Source organism: Streptomyces sp. TRM64462, assembly GCF_013362995.1.
Taxonomy (GTDB): Bacteria; Actinomycetota; Actinomycetes; order Streptomycetales; family Streptomycetaceae; genus Streptomyces.
On record NZ_JABWDV010000408.1, the window covers coordinates 9,394 to 27,804 of the forward strand.

Consider the following 18,411-nt stretch of genomic DNA (forward strand, 5'->3'; position numbering starts at 1 on the left):
CGATGCGGAGCTGGTCGCCGGCGCCGCCGCCTGAGAGTGGCGGAGCGGCGCCTTCACCCGGCGGACGAATCCGCCGGGTGAAAGCGGGACCCGGCTCGCGGAGCGCGGCCCGACCCGCCCGGTGGGCGGTTGCGATCAGTCGGCGGGCTGCGCGTCCGCGGGCGCGGTGGACGCGCGCTCCGCCTCGTCGGCGGAACGGCCCGGGCAGCCGCAGGACCGCCGGTGCATGAGGTGGGGCCGGAGTCGCTCGACCCGCGGCGCGGTGTCGGGATGCGCGAGCCGGTCCGCGAGCAGCTCGACCGCGCGCGCACCCAGCGTCTCCGCGGGCTGGGCGAACGCGGTCAGCGGCGGGTCGAACAGGTCCGCGCCCGGCAGGTCGTCATACGAGGCCAGCGCCATGTCGTGTGGGACGGACACCCCGGCATTCCGGAGCGACTGCATCGCGCCGATCACCATGGCGTTGTTGCCGACGATCAGGGCAGTCGGCGCGGCTCCGGCGGCGAGCAGGGTCGCCAGGGCGGCACGACCGCCGGAGATGTCCGAGTTCCCCTCGGACACCAGCGACGGTTCGAAGTCAAGTCCGTGACGCGCCAGGCCCCGGCGGTAGCCGGCGAGGCGCTCCCGGCTGGTGCCAAGACCGGCCCTACCACTGATGAAGGCGATCCGCCGATGGCCGAGTGCGGCGAAATGCCCGACGAGGGAGGCGGTCGCCTCCTCGTTCTCCGGGCCGATCTGGTCGAAACGGTCGTCGACGAGGCGGTCCACCAGCACGGTCGGCGTCCCCGATTCCCTCAGGTCGTCCAGCGTCCGCCCGGGTTGGGCGGAGGCGGCCAGGATGATGCCATCGACGCGCCGCTGACGAAGGCTGCGCACCACCTCGAACTCGCGCTCGGGTTCGTCGTGCGAGTCGGCCAGGAGCAGGGTCAGGCCGGCGTCGGACGCCGCCTGGTCGACGCCTGCGACCAGGCCCGCGAAGAAGGGGTTGGTGATCGCCGAGACGACGATGCCGATGGAACTGGTGCTCGACATGGCGAGGGCGCGGGCGAGCGAGTTGGGTGTGTAGCCGGTCCGGACGATCGCCTCCTCGACCTTCCGTCGGGTCTCCTCGCGCACCGGTCGCGTGCCGTTGACCACGTAAGACACCGTCGCGATGGACACGCCGGCGGCGCGCGCAACCTCGGTCATGGTCGTCACGGGACCCACCTTCGTCATCGGGGGCGGTCGGCTGCCCCCGCGATGTTAACCGCTTAGAGCGTCGGGCGTCAGTCTCTTGCTAAGCGCTTAACCCTCCCCTAATGTGACTGCCGCTCGGAGGATCTAAGCGCTTAACAAGCGCGGCCCGCGTCCTGCGGCTCTCCGGCCCGCACTCGCCTTCCCTCCGCTCCGTTTCGCCTTTCCCTTTTCCCCTCCTCCCGCCCTGCCCGAACCCGACCCCTCAGGAGCCGCGATGGAAACTGCCCGAACCCACGGACGTGCACCGGAAGGCGCCGAGCCGGACATCGGTCCCGGCACCGTCGCGGCAGAACTCGTCGACGTGGCGAAGGTCTTCGGGTCGACCACGGTCCTCGACGGGGTGACCCTGAGCCTGCGCCGCGGTGAGGTGATCGGCCTCCTCGGCGAGAACGGCGCGGGCAAGAGCACCTGCGTCAAGATCCTGGCCGGCATCCACCAGCCGAACCGGGGCGCCGTGCGGATGGGCGGCCGTGAGCTGACGCTCCACACGCCCGCCGACGCCCGACGTCACGGGATCGCCGTCGTACACCAGCACCCGGGGCTGTTCGGCGATCTCTCCATCGCGGAGAACATCTTCGCCGGCCGGCTGCCCCGCACCCGGGCGGGCGCCGTGGACTTCGCACGGATGCGGCGCGAGGCAGCCCACTGGCTCTCGATGCTCGGACTCGACCGCGAGCCGACCCTGCCGGTCTCGGTGCTCTCCACCTCGGAACAACAGATGGTGGAGATCGCACGGGCGCTGGCGGGCGACGCCGACGTACTGATCCTGGACGAGCCGACGGCCGCACTGTCCGCCGGCGAGGTGGCCACCTTGGAGAAGGTCATCAGCCGACTCCGGGAACGTGGCGTGGCGATGATGTTCGTCGGCCACCGAATGGAGGAGATCTTCCGGATCTGCGACCGGCTCGCGATCCTGCGCGACGGCCGGCTCCTGCAGACCGTACGGAGCTCAGAGATCACGCAGCGGGACGCGGTCGCCCTCATGGTCGGCCGCGAACTCACGGACCTCTACCCCGAGCGCGAGGTCACGCTGGGGGAGCCCGTCCTCGAGGTCTCCAGGCTCTCTCGGCAGGGTGACTTCGAAGGGATCGACTTCTCCGTTCGGGCGGGCGAGATAGTCGGCTTCGCGGGCCTCGTGGGCAGTGGCCGTACGGAGCTGGCGCGCGTGCTGTTCGGGGTGCACCGCCAGGACGCCGGAGCCATCCGCCTGGACGGCGAGCCGGTCGCCCTGCGGTCCGTCGCCGACGCTCTGGCGCGCGGCATCGCCTACGTGTCGGAGGACCGCCGCGGGCAGAGCGTGATCGAGGACTTCTCCGTACTGGAGAACGCCACCCTGCCCGTCATCGACAAGGCGTCCCGCTGCGGCCTCGTGCTCCGGCGGGCCCAAATGGCCCTGGTGTCCGGGCCCTTGGCCCGGATGAAGCTGCGCAGCACCGGCTTCGACCAGCGCGTCGGAGCCCTGTCGGGCGGCAACCAGCAGAAGGTCGTACTCGCCAAGTGGCTCGCCGTGCAACCGCGGCTGCTGATCCTGGACGAGCCGACCCAGGGCATCGACATCGGCGCCAAGGCCGAAGTCCACCGCATCATCAACTCCCTCGCGGAGAAGGGGATGGCGATCATTCTCATCTCCTCCGACCTGCCCGAGCTGCTCGGGATGTCCGACCGGGTCCTCGTCATGCGCCACGGCTCGGTGGCCGCGGAGTTCGACCGGGAGGAGGCGACGCCGTACGCCGTGGGACTGGCCGCCACCGGCGTCGGCGGGGACAGCGCCCCGGAGCACGAGGAGTCAGCCGAGGACACGGCACAGCCGGGAAAGCGGTCCGTGTTCGCCCGGATCCGGTCCCGCCGGGAGACCGGGCTGCTCACGGCGCTCCTCGCGCTGACACTTCCCCTGAGCCTGCTCAACCCGCAGTTCCTGTCGCTGAGCAACCTGACCGACCTCACGGGCAGCGCGGCACTCCTGGGCACCGTCGCACTGGGGCAGCTGCTGGTCATGCTCACCCGCAACATCGACCTGTCGGTCTCGTCCGTCATCGGGCTGACCGCCTTTGCCTCGGCCCTGCTGATCAAGGAACACCCCGACCTGCCGATCGTGGTGCCCGTCGTCCTCGCCTGCGCCGTCGGACTCGCCTGCGGCGCGTTCAACGGGCTGATCGTTTCGTACGGGCGAGTGCCCTCGATCGTGGCCACGCTCGGCACCCTCGCGCTGTTCCGGGGCATCGACGCGACGATGTCCGCGGGCAAGCAGGTCGCCGCGGGCGAGGTGCCCGCGGCCTGGCTGGAGTGGACGGCGGCCAGACCGCTCGGTGTGTCCGTGCTGATCTGGGTCAGTCTGGTGTGCTTCGTCGTGGCCGGCTTCGCACTCGGGCGCACCAGACGCGGACGTGAGCTGTACGCCTCGGGCTCGAATCCGGACGGTGCCCGGCAGATCGGCATCCCCGTGGACCGGCGCGTGCTCGGCGCGTTCGCCGTCTCGGGACTGCTCGCCGGTCTCGTCGGGGCGCTGTGGGCCTCGCATTACGGCACGGTGGACGGTCAGGCGGCCTACGGGTTCGAACTGACCGTGATCGCCTCGGTAGTGGTGGGTGGCGTGGCGCTGCGGGGCGGTTCGGGAACCGTGCAGCAGGTCGCCCTGGGCACCTTCACGCTGCTGGTGATCGAGAACGTTCTCACGCTCGTCCGGGTCGACTCCCGCTATCTCCAGGCCGTGTTCGGAGCCGTGATCCTCGTCGCCGTCTCGCTTGACGCGGCACTCGCCCGCCGCCGTTCGCACCGGAGGACCGCCTGATGTGGAACACCCTGCGGTCCCGCTTCACCAGCTGGGACTACATCCTCGCCGCCCTCGTGGTCGTCCTGCTCGTGACCGCCTCTCTCGTCCAGCCGGGATTCTCCGGCGGCTTCAACTTCGCCAACTCCGTCTCACAGATGTCGGACAAGGCACTGCTCGTGCTGCCGCTCGCCCTGCTGATCATCGCCAGGGAGATCGACATCTCCGTGGCCAGCATCGCCGGTCTCAGCGGCGTCGTCCTGGGTATGGCCCTCCAGGCGGGCCTCCCGCTCGCCGTCGCCGTCACGCTGGCGATGCTGTCGGGCACGGTGTGCGGAGCACTCAACGCCCTGCTGGTCACTGTCGTGGGACTGCCCTCGCTCGTGGTCACCCTGGGTACGCTCGCGCTGTTCCGCGGCCTGTGCTACGTCCTGCTCGGCGGCACGCCCATCACTGACGTCCCCCTGTCGCTCATCACCTTCGGCAACGAGACCCTGCCCGGCACCTATCTGCCCTGGGACATCGTGCCGTTCCTAGTGCTGGCGCCGCTGTTCGCGCTCTACCTGCACCGCACCGCGACGGGACGCCGTACGTACGCCATTGGCGGCGGGCCGGAGATCGCCGTGTACTCCGGAGTCCGCGTGGACCGCATCCGCTTCGGCCTGTTCGTCGTCTCGGGCATCGTCGCCGCGCTCGCCGGAATCATCACCGTCGCCCGCACCAGCCAGGCCGCACCGGACGGGGCACTCGGCTTTGAACTCGACGCGATCACCGTCGTGTTCCTCGGCGGCGTGAGCGTGCTGGGCGGCAAGGGCCGCATGCCCGGCGTCTACTGGGCTCTGGTCCTCGTGGTCGCCCTGCGCAGCATGCTGCAGCTCGCCAACGTCAGTGGCTACGCCCAGGGTGCGGCGGTCGGACTGCTGCTCATCCTCTCCCTGCTGATCACCAACACGACCCACCAGATCCATGCCGCCCTGATCAGCCGCCGACTGCGGAAGGCCGCGGTGCCTCAGCCGACGGGCCCGTAGCGCGCCCGAAGCCGGCCGCCGAGACGGGCCACCTCCCACCGCCCGTCTCGCCGCCTCCCAAGATCCCCCGTAGAACCTGTGCCACCCCTGAACGGAGAACCGCTATGAAGTGTCGGAGACTGATCGCGCTTGCTGTGACCATGACCCTGGGCGCCGCGGTGAACGGCTGTGCCGGCGACGCCGGCACCACGAAGGCCAAGGCCGCGTGTGCGACCGGCCCCGTGACGGTCGGCTACCTGCCCAAGCTGGGCACGGACCCGTACATGACGACGATCCGCGACGGGGCCAACGACGCGGCCAGCCTGATCGGCGGGGAGGTCTTCTACACCGCGCCAAGTGAGGCCACCGGCGCTGCCCAGATTCCGTACGTCAACCAGCTGATCGCTAAGAAGGTCGGCGCCATCGTGATCTCCGGCAGCGACCTCAACGGCGCGGCGGCGGCGCTCAAGAAGGCGCGGCAGGCAGGGATCACGGTGATCTCTGTCGACTCCGACGTCGCCCCTGATGCGCGGTCCCTGTTCGTCAACCAGGCCAAGAGCGACGAGCTCGGCTCCAAGATGCTCGACAGCATGGCGGAACTCATTGGCGGCAAGGGTGAGTTCGCGGTGCTGTCGTCCACTGAGACGGCCGTCAACCAGAACGCCTGGATCAAGGACATGAAGGCCAGGCTGGCGTCCGACCCGAAGCTGCAGGGGATGAAGCTCGTCACGGTCGCCTACGGCCAGGAGAAGGCCGACATCAACGCCCAGAAGGCGAAGTCGCTCGTGCAGGCCTATCCCAACCTGAAGGGCATCATCGTCCCGGCCGGCATCGGACTGCCCGCCGCCGCGGAGGCGCTGTCCCAGACCGGTGACCTCGGCAGGGTGAAGCTGACCGGCCTGGCCCCCGCCACCCTCATCAAGAAATACGTCCGCAGCGGCGACGTCCAGGACATCTGGTGGAACGTGCGGGACCTCGGCAGCCTGTCGTACTACGCGGCTCAGGCGCTCGCGCAGTGCAAGCTCGAGGCCAAGCCCGGACAGAAGTTCTCGGCCGGCCGCCTCGGCACCTTCACGGTCGGCGCCAACGGCGAGGTCATCCTCGGACCGGCCGTCGTGGTGACACCGGCGAACGTCGAGGACTTCGCGTTCTGAGCGGCCCGGGCGGGCCGAGCGCTCCGAGCAGTGCTCGAGCGGTATGTGTGAGCCGTGCCGGGAGCTGAGTCGAGTCGGGCGGTGATCGGTGTCCCCCACCTCCATGCCACGAGGTGGGGGACACCGCCGCGCGGCGCCGGTATGGACAGCTGACGGTGCCGCTCACACGCCTCTGCGCAAAGCTTTGCGCAATCACTGTACGGCATTCTTGACAAGGGGTATTGTCGCTTTTGCCTCACATCAAATCCGGCTGAAACGGGAGATATTTTATGTCCCTGAACAAGGTGCGGGTCCGATCCACCGCATTCGTCCTCGCGGCGACTTGTCTGGCGATGACCGCCGCCTGTACGTCGGAGAAGAGCGGAAGCGGTGCCACGTCCAGCGACGAGATCGCGATCGGGCTGGTGACGAAGACCAACAGCAACCCCTATTTCGTCGCCCTCCGCGAGTCGGCCCAGGCCGAGTCCGAGCGACGGGGTGTGAAGCTGATCGCCCTCGCCGGCAAGTTCGACGGCGACAACCAGGGGCAGGTCGACGCCATCAACAACCTCGTCGCCCAGAACGTCAAGGGAATCCTGATCACCCCGAGCAGCTCCAAGGGAGTGCTGGGCGCCATCGCCGCGGCGCGCGCCGAGGGCATCCTCGTGATCGCCCTCGACACCGCCACGGACCCCGCCGACGCGGTCGACGCCACCTTCGCCACGGACAACAAGGCGGCCGGCGTCGCCCAGGGCACCTACGTCCGGGCCGCGCTCGCCTCACGGACCCCCAACGTACTGCTCCTGGACGGAACCCCCGGATCCACCGTGGACGACCAGCGGCACCAAGGCTTCCTCGAGGGGTTCGGTATCACGGAGAAGTCGGCCGAGATCAAGGGCGCCGCGGTCACCAACGGCGACCAGACCAAGGCACAGACGGCGATGGAGAATCTCCTGCAGCGAGCCCCCGGCGTCAACGCCGTCTACACGATCAACGAGCCCGCCGCCGCCGGCGCCGCCAAGGCCCTGGCCGCCAGGCCGGACGGCGAGAACGTCGTCGTCGGATCCATCGACGGTTCGTGCACCGGCGTACGCAACGTCCGGGACGGCAGGTTCGCCGCCACGGTCATGCAGTTCCCCGAGAAGATGGCGCAGCTGGGAGTCGCCGCCGTCGTGGAGCACGCGGAGAACGGCGTCAAGCCGTCAGGCTTCACCGACACCGGCTCACAGCTCATCACCGACAAGCCCGTGCCCGGCGTGCCCAGCAAGGACACCGCCTGGGGTCTGCGAAACTGCTGGGGATAGCCATGATCACCACTTCCGCACAGGAACGGCACGCCGCCCCCCGCGGCCGGGCGCTGGCCAAGTGGTTCGCCGGCAGTACCACCGCGGGCCCGCTCGTCGCGCTGCTGGTCGCGATCGCCGTGTTCGCCCTGACCACCGATACCTTCTTCACCGTCGACAACGGGTCCCTCATCGTCCAGCAGGTGCTCGTCACGGGCACCCTGGCCATCGGGCAGACCCTGGTGATCCTCACGGCGGGCATCGACCTCGCCAACGCCGCCATCATGGTGCTGGGCACCCTGGTGATCGCCAAGCTCGTCGGCGAAGGGGGAGTGCCGGCTCTGGCCGCGCTGGCCGTCGGCATCGTGCTGTGCACGGCGTTGGGCGGAGTCTCCGGAACCCTGGTCACCCGGCTGAAGCTGCCGCCGTTCATCGTCACCCTCGGCATGCTCAGCGTGCTCACAGCGACATCGCAGCTGTACGCGAGCGGGCAGAGCTTTCCCGTCACGTCGCCGCTGCTGACCTGGCTGGGGGAGCGCCGCTACCTGTTCGGGCAGATCGAGCTCACCGTCGGCATGGGGGTGATGGTCCTGCTGACCGCCGGCGTCTGGTTCGCGCTCACCCAGACGTCCTGGGGACGCAACGTCTACGCGGTCGGTGACGACGAGGAGGCCACCCGCCTCAGCGGTGTCAACACCAAGCGCGTGATCCTCAGTGTCTACCTGCTCGCCGGTTTCGTGTACGCCATCGCCGCCTGGCAGGCGCTGGGACGCATCCCCAACGCCGACCCCAACGCCTTCCAGCTCGGCAACCTCGAGAGCATCACGGCCGTCGTCATCGGCGGCACCAGCCTGTTCGGCGGGCGGGGCAGCATCCCCGGCACCATCCTCGGCGCCTTGGTGGTCACCGTGCTCGCCAACGGACTCACCCAGGCCGGCATCGACAGCCTGTACCAGCAGGTGGCCACCGGCATCCTCGTCATCGTCGCGGTCGCCGTGGACCGGCTGGTCCGGGGCCGTGCGACATGACAAGGCCGCTCCGCGCCGGCGGGGCGGCCTCAGGCCGACCATTTTTCCGTTTCCGTATGCGTTACTCGGGAGAACACATGACAGACCCCCTCGCCGCCTCGCCGGATTCCGGAGAGAGCGAGCCGATCTACCATGATCCTCCACTGCGCTCTCTCGCCGAAAGCGCGCTCCTGCTTTCGGAGCACGGCCGGGCCCTTCTCGGCATCGTCGGTGAGCCGGGAGCCGGCAAGTCGACCTTCGCCGAACAGCTCCTGAGCGAAATCGAGACGATCCGCCCGGGTGTCGCCACGGCGGTCTCCATGGACGGATTCCATCTGGCCCAGCACGTCATCGAAAAAATGGGTCTGTCCGGGGACAAGGGAATCATCGAGACCTTCGACGGCCACGGATTCGTCGCCATGCTCCGGCGCCTCCGGGAGGAAACCGACCACAGCGTGTGGTGGCCGGATTTCAGCCGGGAGATCGAGGACCCGGTGGCCCAGTCGTTGGAGGTGGCCCCGCGTCACCAGCTGGTGATCGTCGACGGAAATTTCCTGCTGAACGACGAACAGCCGTGGAACCAGGTACGCGGTCTGCTCACGGAGACCTGGTTCCTGGACGCCGCTCCGGCGGAACGACGCCAACGCCTGATCAACCGCTACATCCGCTACGGCTTCACCCCTCGTAGCGCGCAGCTCAAGACCGACGGAGTCGACGAGCGGACCAGCGCGAGGATCCGGCGCGCGGGCTCGTCGGCCGACCGGATCCTGAGCGAGCGACGTGCCCACGCCCCCAAGGCGCGTACGGCGGGGGCCTGCAGGCACTGAGCCACGCACCCTTGTTCCACCGCTTTCCCGGCTGGGGAAGCGGGTATCACTGCGTCCGGACCGTGTCCCTGGAACCGGGTCAGTCCGCCGGTGCGCAGCCGCATGACTCGCGGTGCTGGAACGTCGGCTGGACCAGCACGCGGCGCGGTGCCAGATCCGGGTCCGCGATCCTGGACAGTGCCAGTTCGAAGGCCTGCTCGCCGATCGTCGAGGTCGGCTGGGCGATGGCCGTCAGCCGTGGCTGGAAGAGGTCCGACCACTCGAAGTCGTCGAACGCGACCAGTGCGAGGTCGTCGGGCACCCGCAGTCCGGCGTCCCGGAGCCCTCGCATGGCACCGATGGTCATCTGGTTGTTGCCGACCACGACGGCGGTGGGCGGCCGGCTCAGGCTCAGTAGGTCGGCGATCGCCTGCTGGGCCGGGCCGGCCTGGGAGCGCCCCGGGACCAGGTATTCATCCGGTGCTGCGATGCCATGGCGCTCCAGGCCGAGGCGGTAGCCCTGGATGCGCTCGTCCGTGGTGGCGAGCCCGGGACGTCCGGAGATCATCGCGATCCGGGTGTGGCCGGTCTCGGCCAGGTGATCCACCAGCCGGGCGGTCGACTCGACGTTCTCGACGCTGATCTGGTCGGTCTCGTGCCGGACGAAGCGGTCGAGGACCGTCACCGGGACCCCGGCCCGCCGCGCGTAGTCCAAGGTACGGCCCGTGTCACCGGAGGGGGCCAGGACTATGGCGCTGACCTTGCGTCTGAGGAGCTCGCTCACGGCGCGCAGTTCGCCGTCGGGGTCGTCGTGCGTCTCGGCGAGCAGCAGGGAGTAGCCCTCCCGGGACGCTCGCCGGTCGAGACCGTGGACGACATCGGCGAAGTACGGGTTGGAGATCGCCGACATCGCCAGGCCGATGATGCCGAGGCCCTCCTCCTGGTGCGCCTTCTCCGGTACGTAGCCGCAGGCGGCCACCGCGTCGTGGACCAGCCGCGCGGTTTCGGGCGCGACCGCCCGCGTCTTGTTCAGCACGTGGGAGACGGTCGAGACCGAGACGCCCGCCAGTCGTGCCACATCGCTCATCGTGGCCGTCTGCCGCGGCCGCCTGCCTGCCATGCCCGGATCGTAGCAATGATTTGCGCAAATTAAGGAGCGGGTCGTCGAGACCCCCCGTCCACCACCTGGTCTCGGCTCCCTCGGAGCGGGGCGCACTCGGCATCTTCGATATCCGCGGACATGGGAACGCAAAGGTTTGCGCAAAAGCTATACAGTATGCGGTGACCGGAGTAGTGTCGGTGATTGCCCGGGTATTTCCACGGACGACGGAGGATGCCATGAGGAGCGAGACGCCGACCGCGCCGGACCCCGGCCCCGCGGCAGCGGATGAGGCCCGGATCGTGATGGAGGCACAGGGGCTGGTGAAGCGCTACGGGAATGTCGTGGCGATCCGGGAATCGGACTTCGATATTCGAGCAGGTGAAGTCCTGGCCGTCGTCGGCGACAACGGCGCCGGAAAATCCAGCCTCATCAAGGCCCTGTCAGGCGCGCTCATCCCGGATTCCGGCACTATCACTCTGCACGGCGAACGGGTGCACTTCCATTCCCCGCGTGATGCCAGGGTGCGGGGTATCGAGACGGTGTACCAGACACTCGCGCTCGCACCTCAGCTGGATATCGCGACGAATCTCTTCCTCGGGCGAGCACGCCGGCGGCCGGGAATTCTCGGCTCGTGGCTGCACCTCCTCGACCACAAGGCCATGCGGGAGGAAGCCGCCGCCCAGTTGGACACGCTCGGGATCGCCACGCTACAGGACATCGGACAGCTGGTCGGGTCGCTGTCCGGAGGGCAGCGGCAGGCCGTCGCGGTGGCGCGGGCCGCCATGTTCGGCACCGAGATGATCATCATGGACGAGCCGACGGCCGCGCTCGGGGTCAGGGAGTCGGACCAGGTCCTAGAGCTGATCCGGAAGATCCGGAGCCGCGGCATCCCTGTCATTCTGATCAGCCACGACATGCCGCAGGTCTTCGAGGTGGCCGACCGTATCCACGTGCACCGGCTCGGCCGCCGGGCCGCTGTCGTGGAGCCCGGCAGCGTCACGATGACGGACGTGGTCAGCCTGATGACCGGTGCGCTGAGCCAGGACGGCGAAGGCACCCTCTTCGAGACCGAGGTCTCGAAGAGGCGGCATGAAGCCTCCGCATCAGGCGCGCAGGACTGACGTCCGGCCATGGCGGCGCGGACCTCGAGCATCCCTCATCCCCCGGTCCCGCCGCTCGTCGGCGTACGGGCCCCCCTCCGGCCGGGTGCCGGACGGCCGGCTCGGGACCTCGGCTCAGAGCCTGCTGAGCTGCGCGTCGATGGCCTCCGGTGCGAGAAGCTGCTCGGAGGCGAGGGTGGCGGCGCCGACCAGGCCGGCGTCGGCACCCAGCAGGCTGTGGGAGATCCGCAGGTCCCGGGTGGACAGTGGATGGGATCGCGCGTAGACGGCCTCACGGATTCCCGCGAGCAGGGTATCGCGGGCTTCGACGAGGGCTCCGCCGACGGTGACCACGGACGGGTTGAGGACACCGACGAGATCGGCGACCACCGCGCCGATGGCGCGCCCGGCCTGACGTACCAGCGCGACGGCGTCGGCGTCCCCGGCCCGGGTGAGCGCCACGATGTCCGCGGCCGTGCGCGCGCCACGATCCATGCTCCGGAGATCCCGGGCGATCGCCCAGCCGGCGGCGTCGGTCTCCAGACAGCCGACGCTGCCGCAGCGGCAGACCCGTCCGCCGCCGCGGTTGAGATGCCCGATGTCCCCGGCCGCTCCCAGCGAGCCGCGGAAGAGCCGGCCGCCCAGGACCAGGCCGCTGCCGATGCTCATGCCGGCGTTGACCATCAGCAGGTCGGCGGTGTCGGGCCACTGCTTGCGCTGCTCGCCCAGAGCCATGACATGGGCGTCGTTCTCCACGAAGACCGGGATGCCGGAGAAGCGGTCGGCGAAGAAGTCACGAAGATCGAACTCGTACCACCTGCTCATCATGGTCGGCGCGTTGATCCGGCTGGTGGCGGTCTCGACGGTGCCGGGCACGGCGAGGGCGACGGCCCGCACCTCGGCGACCGCCTTGTCGGCCAGCCCGAGGGCGGTGGTGAAGTGCTCACCCACCTGCCGCAGGACCTGCTCCGGGCCGGACTCCATGTCCACGGGGCCGCCGGTCGCCGCCAGGATTCCGGCGGCCAGGTCGGTCACGGCGACCTGGCAGTGCTCGGGCCCGAGCTCGGCTGCGAGGATGACCCCGGACTGGTGGTTGAACTCGAACACCTCGGCCGGCCGCCCGACCGAGGGTGCCTGCGGACTGCCCGCCCCGTAGACGATGTATCCGGCCTCCAGCAGGCCGGTCAGCCTGTTCTCCACGGTGGCGCGGGCCATGCCGGAGGCGCGCACGAGCTCGGACCGGGTCCGCGCCCGCTGGTTGCGGATCATGTCCAGGAGGTGGCCGGCCCCCGCTGCTGCTCTTCCGTTACGAATCCCCATGACCGCCATTATGCCAATCATGGGCAGAATTCGGTTTGCCGGTGGGAAGCCTGGACCGGGCTGGAGCCGGGTCGGCGTGGGGTCAGGGGGGCACACGCCGACCCGGCGGTTTGGGCCGGGCCGAGGCGGCGCAGGGAGTCACCGCGTCGGCCCGGGGCCTCAGGGGCGGGCCGCCAGCTGCGTGCCCAGGGTGGTGGCCGCGTCGCGGGCGTCGTCGCCGCGCGCTTGGATCTGTACCGCGGTTCCGCAGTCCGCGCCCAGTCCCAGCACGGACAGCATGGCCTTGGCGTTCGCCTGCCTGCCGTCCACATGCAGGGTGATCTCGGAGCCGAAGCCCTGAGCCGTCGTCACCAGCTCCGAGGCGGGCCGGGCGTGCAGACCCTCCGGGTCCGTGATGGTCACGGTGACGGCCCAGCCGCCGTCGTCCAGCGGATCTGCGGCGATCGGGGCGGCGGGGTCCAGCAGTCCGCGCACCGCGTCGGCGTCCTCCGCCTGGGTGGCCCGGTTGGCGAGCTCGGCGGCGCCGGTACTGGTCACGGCGGCGATGGAGCGCGCGGCGTCGGGCAGGCGGGCGGCGGTCATGGACAGCTCGTCTACGCCCAAGCCCAGCAGGAACGGCTGGATGGAGGGGTCGCTCGCGGCCTCGCCACACACGCTGACCGTGATGCCGTGGGCGTGCGCCGCCTCGACCACGAGGCCGATCGCCTGCATCAGCGCGGGGGTGTGGGCGTCGAGCAGGTGGGTGACCCGGCCGTTGTCCCGGTCGGCGGCGACCAGGTACTGCAGCAGGTCGTTGGTGCCGATCGAGAAGAAGTCCGCCTCCCGAGCGAGAGCCGCGGCGGACAGGACCGCCGCCGGCGTCTCGATCATGACGCCGAGCTTGACCGAACCGTGGTCGACCTCTTCGGCGGACAACTCTGCGCTGACCTCTTGGAGATGGCTGCGCACGGCGGCCAGTTCGGCGGCGCCGGAGATCATCGGGACGCACACCCACACCTCGGCCTGCGCGGCGGCGCGGAGGACGGCGCGGAGCTGGGTACGCAGTACGTCCGGGGCGTCGAGCAGCAGCCGCACCCCACGGTGTCCGAGCATCGGGTTGGCCTCGGAGCTGGTCAGCGGCGGCAGCGGCTTGTCCCCGCCGACGTCGAGCAGACGGATCGTCACCCGCCCGCCGTCCAGCGCCCGGACGGCTCCGGCATAGGCGGCCAGCTGCTCCTCCTCCCCGGGGAGGCTCTCCCCGGCCAGGAAGACGAACTCGGTGCGGAAAAGGCCGACCGACCGGGCGCCGGTCCGGTGGGCACGGACCGCCTCGTCGGCGGATCCGATGTTCGCGGACAGCCGGATGCCGCGGCCGTCGGCCGTGTGCGCGTAGGGCAGGGGCTCGGCCGCGACGTCCTCGCGCCGGCGGGCGGCGGCGGTGGCGCGTGCGACCTCCTCGGGATCGGGGTCGACGGTTACCGTGCCCTGGTCACCGTCGACAAGAAGGGGCGCTCCGGCCCGGACGGCGTCCAGGCCGGGCACCTGCACGACGGCCGGGATGCCGAGGGAGCGCGCGAGGATCGTGGTGTGGGCCGTCGGTCCGCCGCCCGAGAGGACGAAGGCGCGCAGGCGGGTCCGGTCCAGGCCGATGGTCTGGGACGGGGTGAGGTCTGTCGCCACGATGACCGCGTCCTCGGGGAGTTCGGCCTCGGTCCGGCGGAGGGCGCCGAGGACGCCGAGGAGGCGCTGACGCAGGTCGTCGATGTCGGTGGCCCGCTCGGCGATCCGCGCGCTGCCCGAGGCGCGCAGCGTGTCGGCCTGCGTGGCGAGCACGCGCTGGACGGCAGTGGGAGCGTCCACGAGCTGGTCGCGTATCGCCGCCGCCAGGCCGTCGCGCAGCTCCGGGTCGGCCAGCATCGCCTGGTGCGCGGCGATGATGCCCTGCTCCTCGGAGCCGGTCACGGACTTGAGGAGGGTGTCGAGTTCGCGGGCTGCCTCCTGAAGACAGTCGGCCAGGCGCGCGAGCTGACCGGCGACCTCGTCCGCCGTGACGTTCGTCTCCACCAGATGCGTCTCGCTGGAGTTCCACAGGACTGCCGTGCCCCCGGCGATGCCGGGGGAGGCCGCGATACCGGACAGGGAAGCCGGTACGGAGGGTGTCGCCATGAAGGGTCCTAGGTTCAGGCGGCCGTTCGCCGCGGTTGCCTGAGTGTCAACCTGATTTCGGTTGAAAGTCAACAGGTTTACGTCTAGCGCTAGACATAATTCCTGTCTACGCTTCCCTCACCCGGCGCGGAGTTCCACGATCCGGGTCAACCCATCACCATCAGCAAGGTTCTGCACATGCCCGACAACGTGTCTCTTCTGGGGCTCCTCCCCGAGCAGTCCGTCCTGGTGAACGCCTCGGCGCGCGACTGGAGGGTAGCCATCAGCCTCGCCGGCGAGGGCCTGATCCAGGGCGGCGCCGCCACCGCCGACTACAGCGACGAAATGATCGCCACCGTCGAGAAGCTCGGCCCCTACATCGTCATCGCCCCGGGCCTCGCACTGGCCCACTCCCGCCCGTCGCCCGCGGTCCGCTGCACCGGACTGTCCTGGGTGTCCCTGCGGGAGCCCGTCCACTTCGGCCACCGGGACAACGACCCGGTTCGCCTGGTCGTCGGCCTCGCCGCGACCGACCACAACCAGCACACCGCGGCACTTGGCAGCCTGGCTCAACTGCTCAGTGAGCCGGAGCGGGTGGACGAGCTCCTCGCTGCCCCCGACGCCGCCACCGTGCGGCACCTGATCGGCAACTTCGACCCGGAGGTCCAGTCATGAAGATTCTTACCGTCTGCGGGATGGGAGTCGGCAGCAGCATCATCCTGAAGATGAACGTCGAGAAGGCCCTGCGGAGCCTCGGCGTGACGGCCGACGTCGAGGTCGCCGACATCGGCACCGCCCGCGGCGCCGCCGCCGGCGCGGACTTCGTCGTCACCTCGGGTGAACTCGCCCCCCAGCTCGGCGACCTGAAGGCCAAGATCGTCGTCATCGACAACCTGGTCAACGTCGATCTCATCGCCAAGGCGCTCAACGCCGCCCTCTCCGAGGCCAACTGACGGGTAGCGCTGCGCTACCCGTCCTTCACAACGCTCCGAGGAGCACCCTCATGGACGTCATCGTCGGCATAGCCAAATTCATCGTCAACAACGTTCTCAACCAGCCCGCCTATCTGGTCGGCATCATCACCGCGATCGGACTGCTCGCCCTGCACCGCAGCATCGGTCAGGTCGTCGGCGGCGGTCTGAAAGCCGCGATGGGATTCCTGATCCTCGGGGTCGGTGCCTCCACCGTCGTCGGCTCCCTGGAACCGCTCGGTAAGCTCATCCTCGGAGCGACCGGCGTCCGCGGCGTGGTTCCCACCAACGAGGCCGTGGTGGCCCTGGCCCAGAAGCAGTTCGGGGCCCAGGTGGCCTGGGTGATGATCGCGGGCTTCGTCGTGAGCATTCTGCTCGCGAGATTCACCCCCCTGAAGTACGTGTTCCTGACGGGACACCACACCTTCTTCATGGCCACCCTGATCACCGCGCTGCTCGCCACCGCCCAGCTGTCGGCGTTCTGGATGATCGCCGTCGGCGCCGCGCTGCTGGGCACGATGATGGTCGTCATGCCTACCTTCACCCACCCGTGGACGCGTCGCGTCACTGGAGGCGAGGACGTGGCCATGGGGCACTTCGGCTCGATCGGTTACATCACGGCCGGTACGGTCGGACGTCTGGTCGGCAAGCGCAGCAAGAGCACCGAGGACATGAAGTTCCCTGATGGGCTGAAGTTCTTGCGCGACTCGATGATCGCCACCGCGCTGTCCATGGTCCTCATCTACACCGTGTTCGCTCTGGCCATGCTCGGACGTGTTGGCCAGACCGAAGCGTTCGCCGTCATGGAGGCAAGCACGCTGGGCGACTACATCATGGCCGGCGTCATGCAGGCCCTGCTCTTCGGTGTCGGTGTGGCCGTCATCCTCTTCGGCGTCCGTACCATCCTCGGAGAGCTCGTCCCTGCCTTCAACGGCATCGCGGCCAAGGTCGTCCCGGGCGCGTTGCCGGCGCTCGACTGCCCGGTCGCCTTCCCCTACGCGCCCAACGCCGTCCTGATCGGCTTCATCTCCAGCTTCACCGGTGGCTTGGCCAGCCTCGGCGTCCTGATGGCCTTCAACGCGCCGATGGGTCTGGCACTGATCCTGCCCGGCATGGTCCCGCACTTCTTCACCGGCGGTACGGCCGGCGTGTTCGGCAACGCCACCGGCGGTCGCCGCGGCGCCATCGTCGGTGGGTTCGTGAACGGTGTGATCATCACCTTCCTGCCGGCCCTCCTGCTCAAGGTGCTCGGATCACTCGGCCTGGCCAACACCACGTTCGGCGACGCCGACTTCGGCTGGTTCGGTCTGACCGTCGGCCACGCGGTCAAGCTCGGTCCGGTGACCGGAATGATCGTGATCACGCTCATCATTCTCGTCCTGCTGGGCAGCGCCATCGCCTTCCAGCGTCTTGTGGTCAACCGCGGATGGAATCCGGGTGCCCCGCGCGACGCCCACTTCGCCGGCGCCGGGGACGAGGACGCCGACCCCAAGTCCGTCGCCGTCGGCTCCTGACCGCACCGACTTCTCTGCCCGTCGCGGCGCCGCGACGGGCAGAGGGCGCCCCGTCATACCGGCGGCCGCCCACCGTCTGCCGCCGGAACGTCATCGGAGTCCTCCGCGGCCCTCGACACCGACGTCCGCGCAGCATCCATCCGGTGCCCCAGCCAACCAGCGAAGGAGCCCTGACTCAGGGTGAGCACTAAGCCGACGACCACAGACCTCGAGTGGACCGAACTGGACCAGCGGGCCGTGGACACCGCCCGCATCCTGGCAGCGGACGCCGTACAGAAGGTCGGCAACGGCCATCCCGGCACGGCCATGAGCCTGGCGCCCGCCGCGTACACCCTCTTCCAGAAGGTGATGCGCCACGACCCCGCCGACCCGGAGTGGGTGGGCCGCGACCGTTTCGTCCTCTCCGCCGGCCACTCGTCCCTGACCCTGTACACCCAGCTCTACCTGGGCGGCTTCGGTCTCGAGCTGGACGACCTGAAGTCCTTCCGCACATGGGGCTCGACGACCCCGGGTCACCCGGAGTACGGGCACACCAAGGGTGTGGAGACCACCACCGGCCCGCTCGGCCAGGGTGTCGCGAACGCGGTGGGCATGGCGATGGCCGCCCGTTTCGAGCGCGGTCTGTTCGACCCGGAGGCCCCGAAGGGCGGTTCTCCGTTCGACCACCACATCTACGTGATCGCCGGTGACGGCTGCCTCCAGGAGGGCATCTCCGCCGAGGCGTCCTCGCTCGCCGGTCACCAGAAGCTCGGCAACCTGACCCTGCTGTGGGACGACAACCACATCTCGATCGAGGGCGACACCGAGACCGCCGTGTCCGAGGACACGATGAAGCGGTACGAGGCGTACGGCTGGCACGTCCAGCGCGTCGAGCCCAAGGCCGAGGGCGACCTGGACCCGGCCGCCCTCTACGCTGCGATCAAGGCCGCCGAGGCCGAGACCGAGCGCCCCTCCTTCATCGCGATGCGTTCGATCATCGCGTGGCCGGCGCCGAACGCGCAGAACACCGAGGCGTCGCACGGCTCCGCGCTGGGCGACGAGGAG

At 69.6% G+C, this 18,411-nt stretch carries 13 protein-coding genes and 3 pseudogenes; 12 read left to right on the top strand and 4 right to left on the bottom strand.

The window, feature by feature from the left end:
- Positions 1-135: 135 nt before the first annotated feature.
- Positions 136-1,185, bottom strand: coding sequence for a LacI family DNA-binding transcriptional regulator (locus tag HTZ82_RS24680; protein ID WP_254712084.1), 1,050 nt, complete (start codon positions 1,183-1,185; stop codon positions 136-138).
- A gap of 262 nt (positions 1,186-1,447) precedes the next feature.
- On the opposite strand from HTZ82_RS24680, the pseudogene HTZ82_RS33130 reads away from it, so the two are divergent.
- From HTZ82_RS33130 to HTZ82_RS24710, 7 genes and pseudogenes are all read left to right on the top strand, one after another.
- Positions 1,448-2,986 (top strand): annotated as a pseudogene (locus tag HTZ82_RS33130) (sugar ABC transporter ATP-binding protein); the annotation flags it as partial.
- 189 nt (positions 2,987-3,175) lie between these two features.
- Positions 3,176-4,021 (top strand): annotated as a pseudogene (locus HTZ82_RS33135) (ABC transporter permease); the annotation flags it as partial.
- Complete coding sequence (locus HTZ82_RS24690; protein WP_175411626.1) at positions 4,021-5,028, top strand: ABC transporter permease; 1,008 nt, start codon at positions 4,021-4,023, stop codon at positions 5,026-5,028. The pseudogene HTZ82_RS33135 and the gene HTZ82_RS24690, both read left to right, overlap by 1 nt.
- A 140-nt stretch (positions 5,029-5,168) precedes the next feature.
- A complete protein-coding gene (locus HTZ82_RS24695) occupies positions 5,169-6,161 on the top strand; it encodes a rhamnose ABC transporter substrate-binding protein (protein WP_175411639.1) in 993 nt (330 codons plus the stop codon).
- Positions 6,162-6,430: 269 nt separating this feature from the next.
- Entirely contained in the window at positions 6,431-7,444 is a 1,014-nt protein-coding gene (locus HTZ82_RS24700) for a substrate-binding domain-containing protein (RefSeq protein ID WP_175411627.1), read from the top strand.
- Between the two features lie 2 nt (positions 7,445-7,446).
- A complete protein-coding gene (locus HTZ82_RS24705; protein ID WP_175411628.1) occupies positions 7,447-8,451 on the top strand; it encodes an ABC transporter permease in 1,005 nt (334 codons plus the stop codon).
- Between the two features lie 77 nt (positions 8,452-8,528).
- Positions 8,529-9,257, top strand: coding sequence for a nucleoside/nucleotide kinase family protein (locus tag HTZ82_RS24710; RefSeq protein WP_175411629.1), 729 nt, complete (start codon positions 8,529-8,531; stop codon positions 9,255-9,257).
- Positions 9,258-9,336: 79 nt separating this feature from the next.
- Here the strand turns inward: HTZ82_RS24710 and HTZ82_RS24715 are convergent, their stop codons facing one another.
- Positions 9,337-10,356 carry a LacI family DNA-binding transcriptional regulator gene (locus HTZ82_RS24715; RefSeq protein WP_254712082.1) on the bottom strand — a complete coding sequence of 340 codons (1,020 nt, stop codon included), beginning with the start codon at positions 10,354-10,356 and terminating at the stop codon, positions 9,337-9,339.
- Positions 10,357-10,640: 284 nt separating this feature from the next.
- On the opposite strand from HTZ82_RS24715, the gene HTZ82_RS24720 reads away from it, so the two are divergent.
- Positions 10,641-11,459 carry an ATP-binding cassette domain-containing protein gene (locus HTZ82_RS24720; RefSeq protein ID WP_254712085.1) on the top strand — a complete coding sequence of 273 codons (819 nt, stop codon included), beginning with the start codon at positions 10,641-10,643 and terminating at the stop codon, positions 11,457-11,459.
- Between the two features lie 114 nt (positions 11,460-11,573).
- Here the strand turns inward: HTZ82_RS24720 and HTZ82_RS24725 are convergent, their stop codons facing one another.
- Positions 11,574-12,758, bottom strand: a complete 1,185-nt coding sequence (locus tag HTZ82_RS24725; protein WP_175411631.1) for an ROK family protein — start codon at positions 12,756-12,758, stop codon at positions 11,574-11,576.
- 159 nt (positions 12,759-12,917) lie between these two features.
- Complete coding sequence (gene ptsP / locus HTZ82_RS24730; protein ID WP_175411632.1) at positions 12,918-14,903, bottom strand: phosphoenolpyruvate--protein phosphotransferase; 1,986 nt, start codon at positions 14,901-14,903, stop codon at positions 12,918-12,920.
- A 177-nt stretch (positions 14,904-15,080) separates the two neighbouring features.
- On the opposite strand from ptsP, the gene HTZ82_RS24735 reads away from it, so the two are divergent.
- From HTZ82_RS24735 to HTZ82_RS24750, 4 genes and pseudogenes are all read left to right on the top strand, one after another.
- Positions 15,081-15,557, top strand: a complete 477-nt coding sequence (locus HTZ82_RS24735) for a PTS sugar transporter subunit IIA (RefSeq protein ID WP_175411633.1) — start codon at positions 15,081-15,083, stop codon at positions 15,555-15,557.
- Between the two features lie 20 nt (positions 15,558-15,577).
- The gene (locus HTZ82_RS24740; protein ID WP_254712083.1) at positions 15,578-15,835 is read left to right on the top strand and encodes a PTS sugar transporter subunit IIB; all 258 of its coding nucleotides are present in this window, start codon (positions 15,578-15,580) and stop codon (positions 15,833-15,835) included.
- 50 nt (positions 15,836-15,885) lie between these two features.
- A complete protein-coding gene (locus tag HTZ82_RS24745; protein ID WP_175411635.1) occupies positions 15,886-17,367 on the top strand; it encodes a PTS ascorbate transporter subunit IIC in 1,482 nt (493 codons plus the stop codon).
- 180 nt (positions 17,368-17,547) lie between these two features.
- A pseudogene (locus HTZ82_RS24750) lies at positions 17,548-18,411 on the top strand (transketolase); the annotation flags it as partial.

What these genes read in the sequence shown, in the direction of transcription:
- HTZ82_RS24680 (WP_254712084.1), bottom strand. Translation starts at nt 1,185, where the DNA reads ATGACCGAGGTTGCGCGCGCCGCCGGCGTGTCCATCGCGACGGTGTCT.
- HTZ82_RS24690 (WP_175411626.1), top strand. Translation starts at nt 4,021, where the DNA reads ATGTGGAACACCCTGCGGTCCCGCTTCACCAGCTGGGACTACATCCTC.
- HTZ82_RS24695 (WP_175411639.1), top strand. Translation starts at nt 5,169, where the DNA reads ATGACCCTGGGCGCCGCGGTGAACGGCTGTGCCGGCGACGCCGGCACC.
- HTZ82_RS24700 (WP_175411627.1), top strand. Translation starts at nt 6,431, where the DNA reads ATGTCCCTGAACAAGGTGCGGGTCCGATCCACCGCATTCGTCCTCGCG.
- HTZ82_RS24705 (WP_175411628.1), top strand. Translation starts at nt 7,447, where the DNA reads ATGATCACCACTTCCGCACAGGAACGGCACGCCGCCCCCCGCGGCCGG.
- HTZ82_RS24710 (WP_175411629.1), top strand. Translation starts at nt 8,529, where the DNA reads ATGACAGACCCCCTCGCCGCCTCGCCGGATTCCGGAGAGAGCGAGCCG.
- HTZ82_RS24715 (WP_254712082.1), bottom strand. Translation starts at nt 10,356, where the DNA reads ATGGCAGGCAGGCGGCCGCGGCAGACGGCCACGATGAGCGATGTGGCA.
- HTZ82_RS24720 (WP_254712085.1), top strand. Translation starts at nt 10,641, where the DNA reads ATGGAGGCACAGGGGCTGGTGAAGCGCTACGGGAATGTCGTGGCGATC.
- HTZ82_RS24725 (WP_175411631.1), bottom strand. Translation starts at nt 12,758, where the DNA reads ATGGGGATTCGTAACGGAAGAGCAGCAGCGGGGGCCGGCCACCTCCTG.
- ptsP (WP_175411632.1), bottom strand. Translation starts at nt 14,903, where the DNA reads ATGGCGACACCCTCCGTACCGGCTTCCCTGTCCGGTATCGCGGCCTCC.
- HTZ82_RS24735 (WP_175411633.1), top strand. Translation starts at nt 15,081, where the DNA reads ATGCCCGACAACGTGTCTCTTCTGGGGCTCCTCCCCGAGCAGTCCGTC.
- HTZ82_RS24740 (WP_254712083.1), top strand. Translation starts at nt 15,578, where the DNA reads ATGGGAGTCGGCAGCAGCATCATCCTGAAGATGAACGTCGAGAAGGCC.
- HTZ82_RS24745 (WP_175411635.1), top strand. Translation starts at nt 15,886, where the DNA reads ATGGACGTCATCGTCGGCATAGCCAAATTCATCGTCAACAACGTTCTC.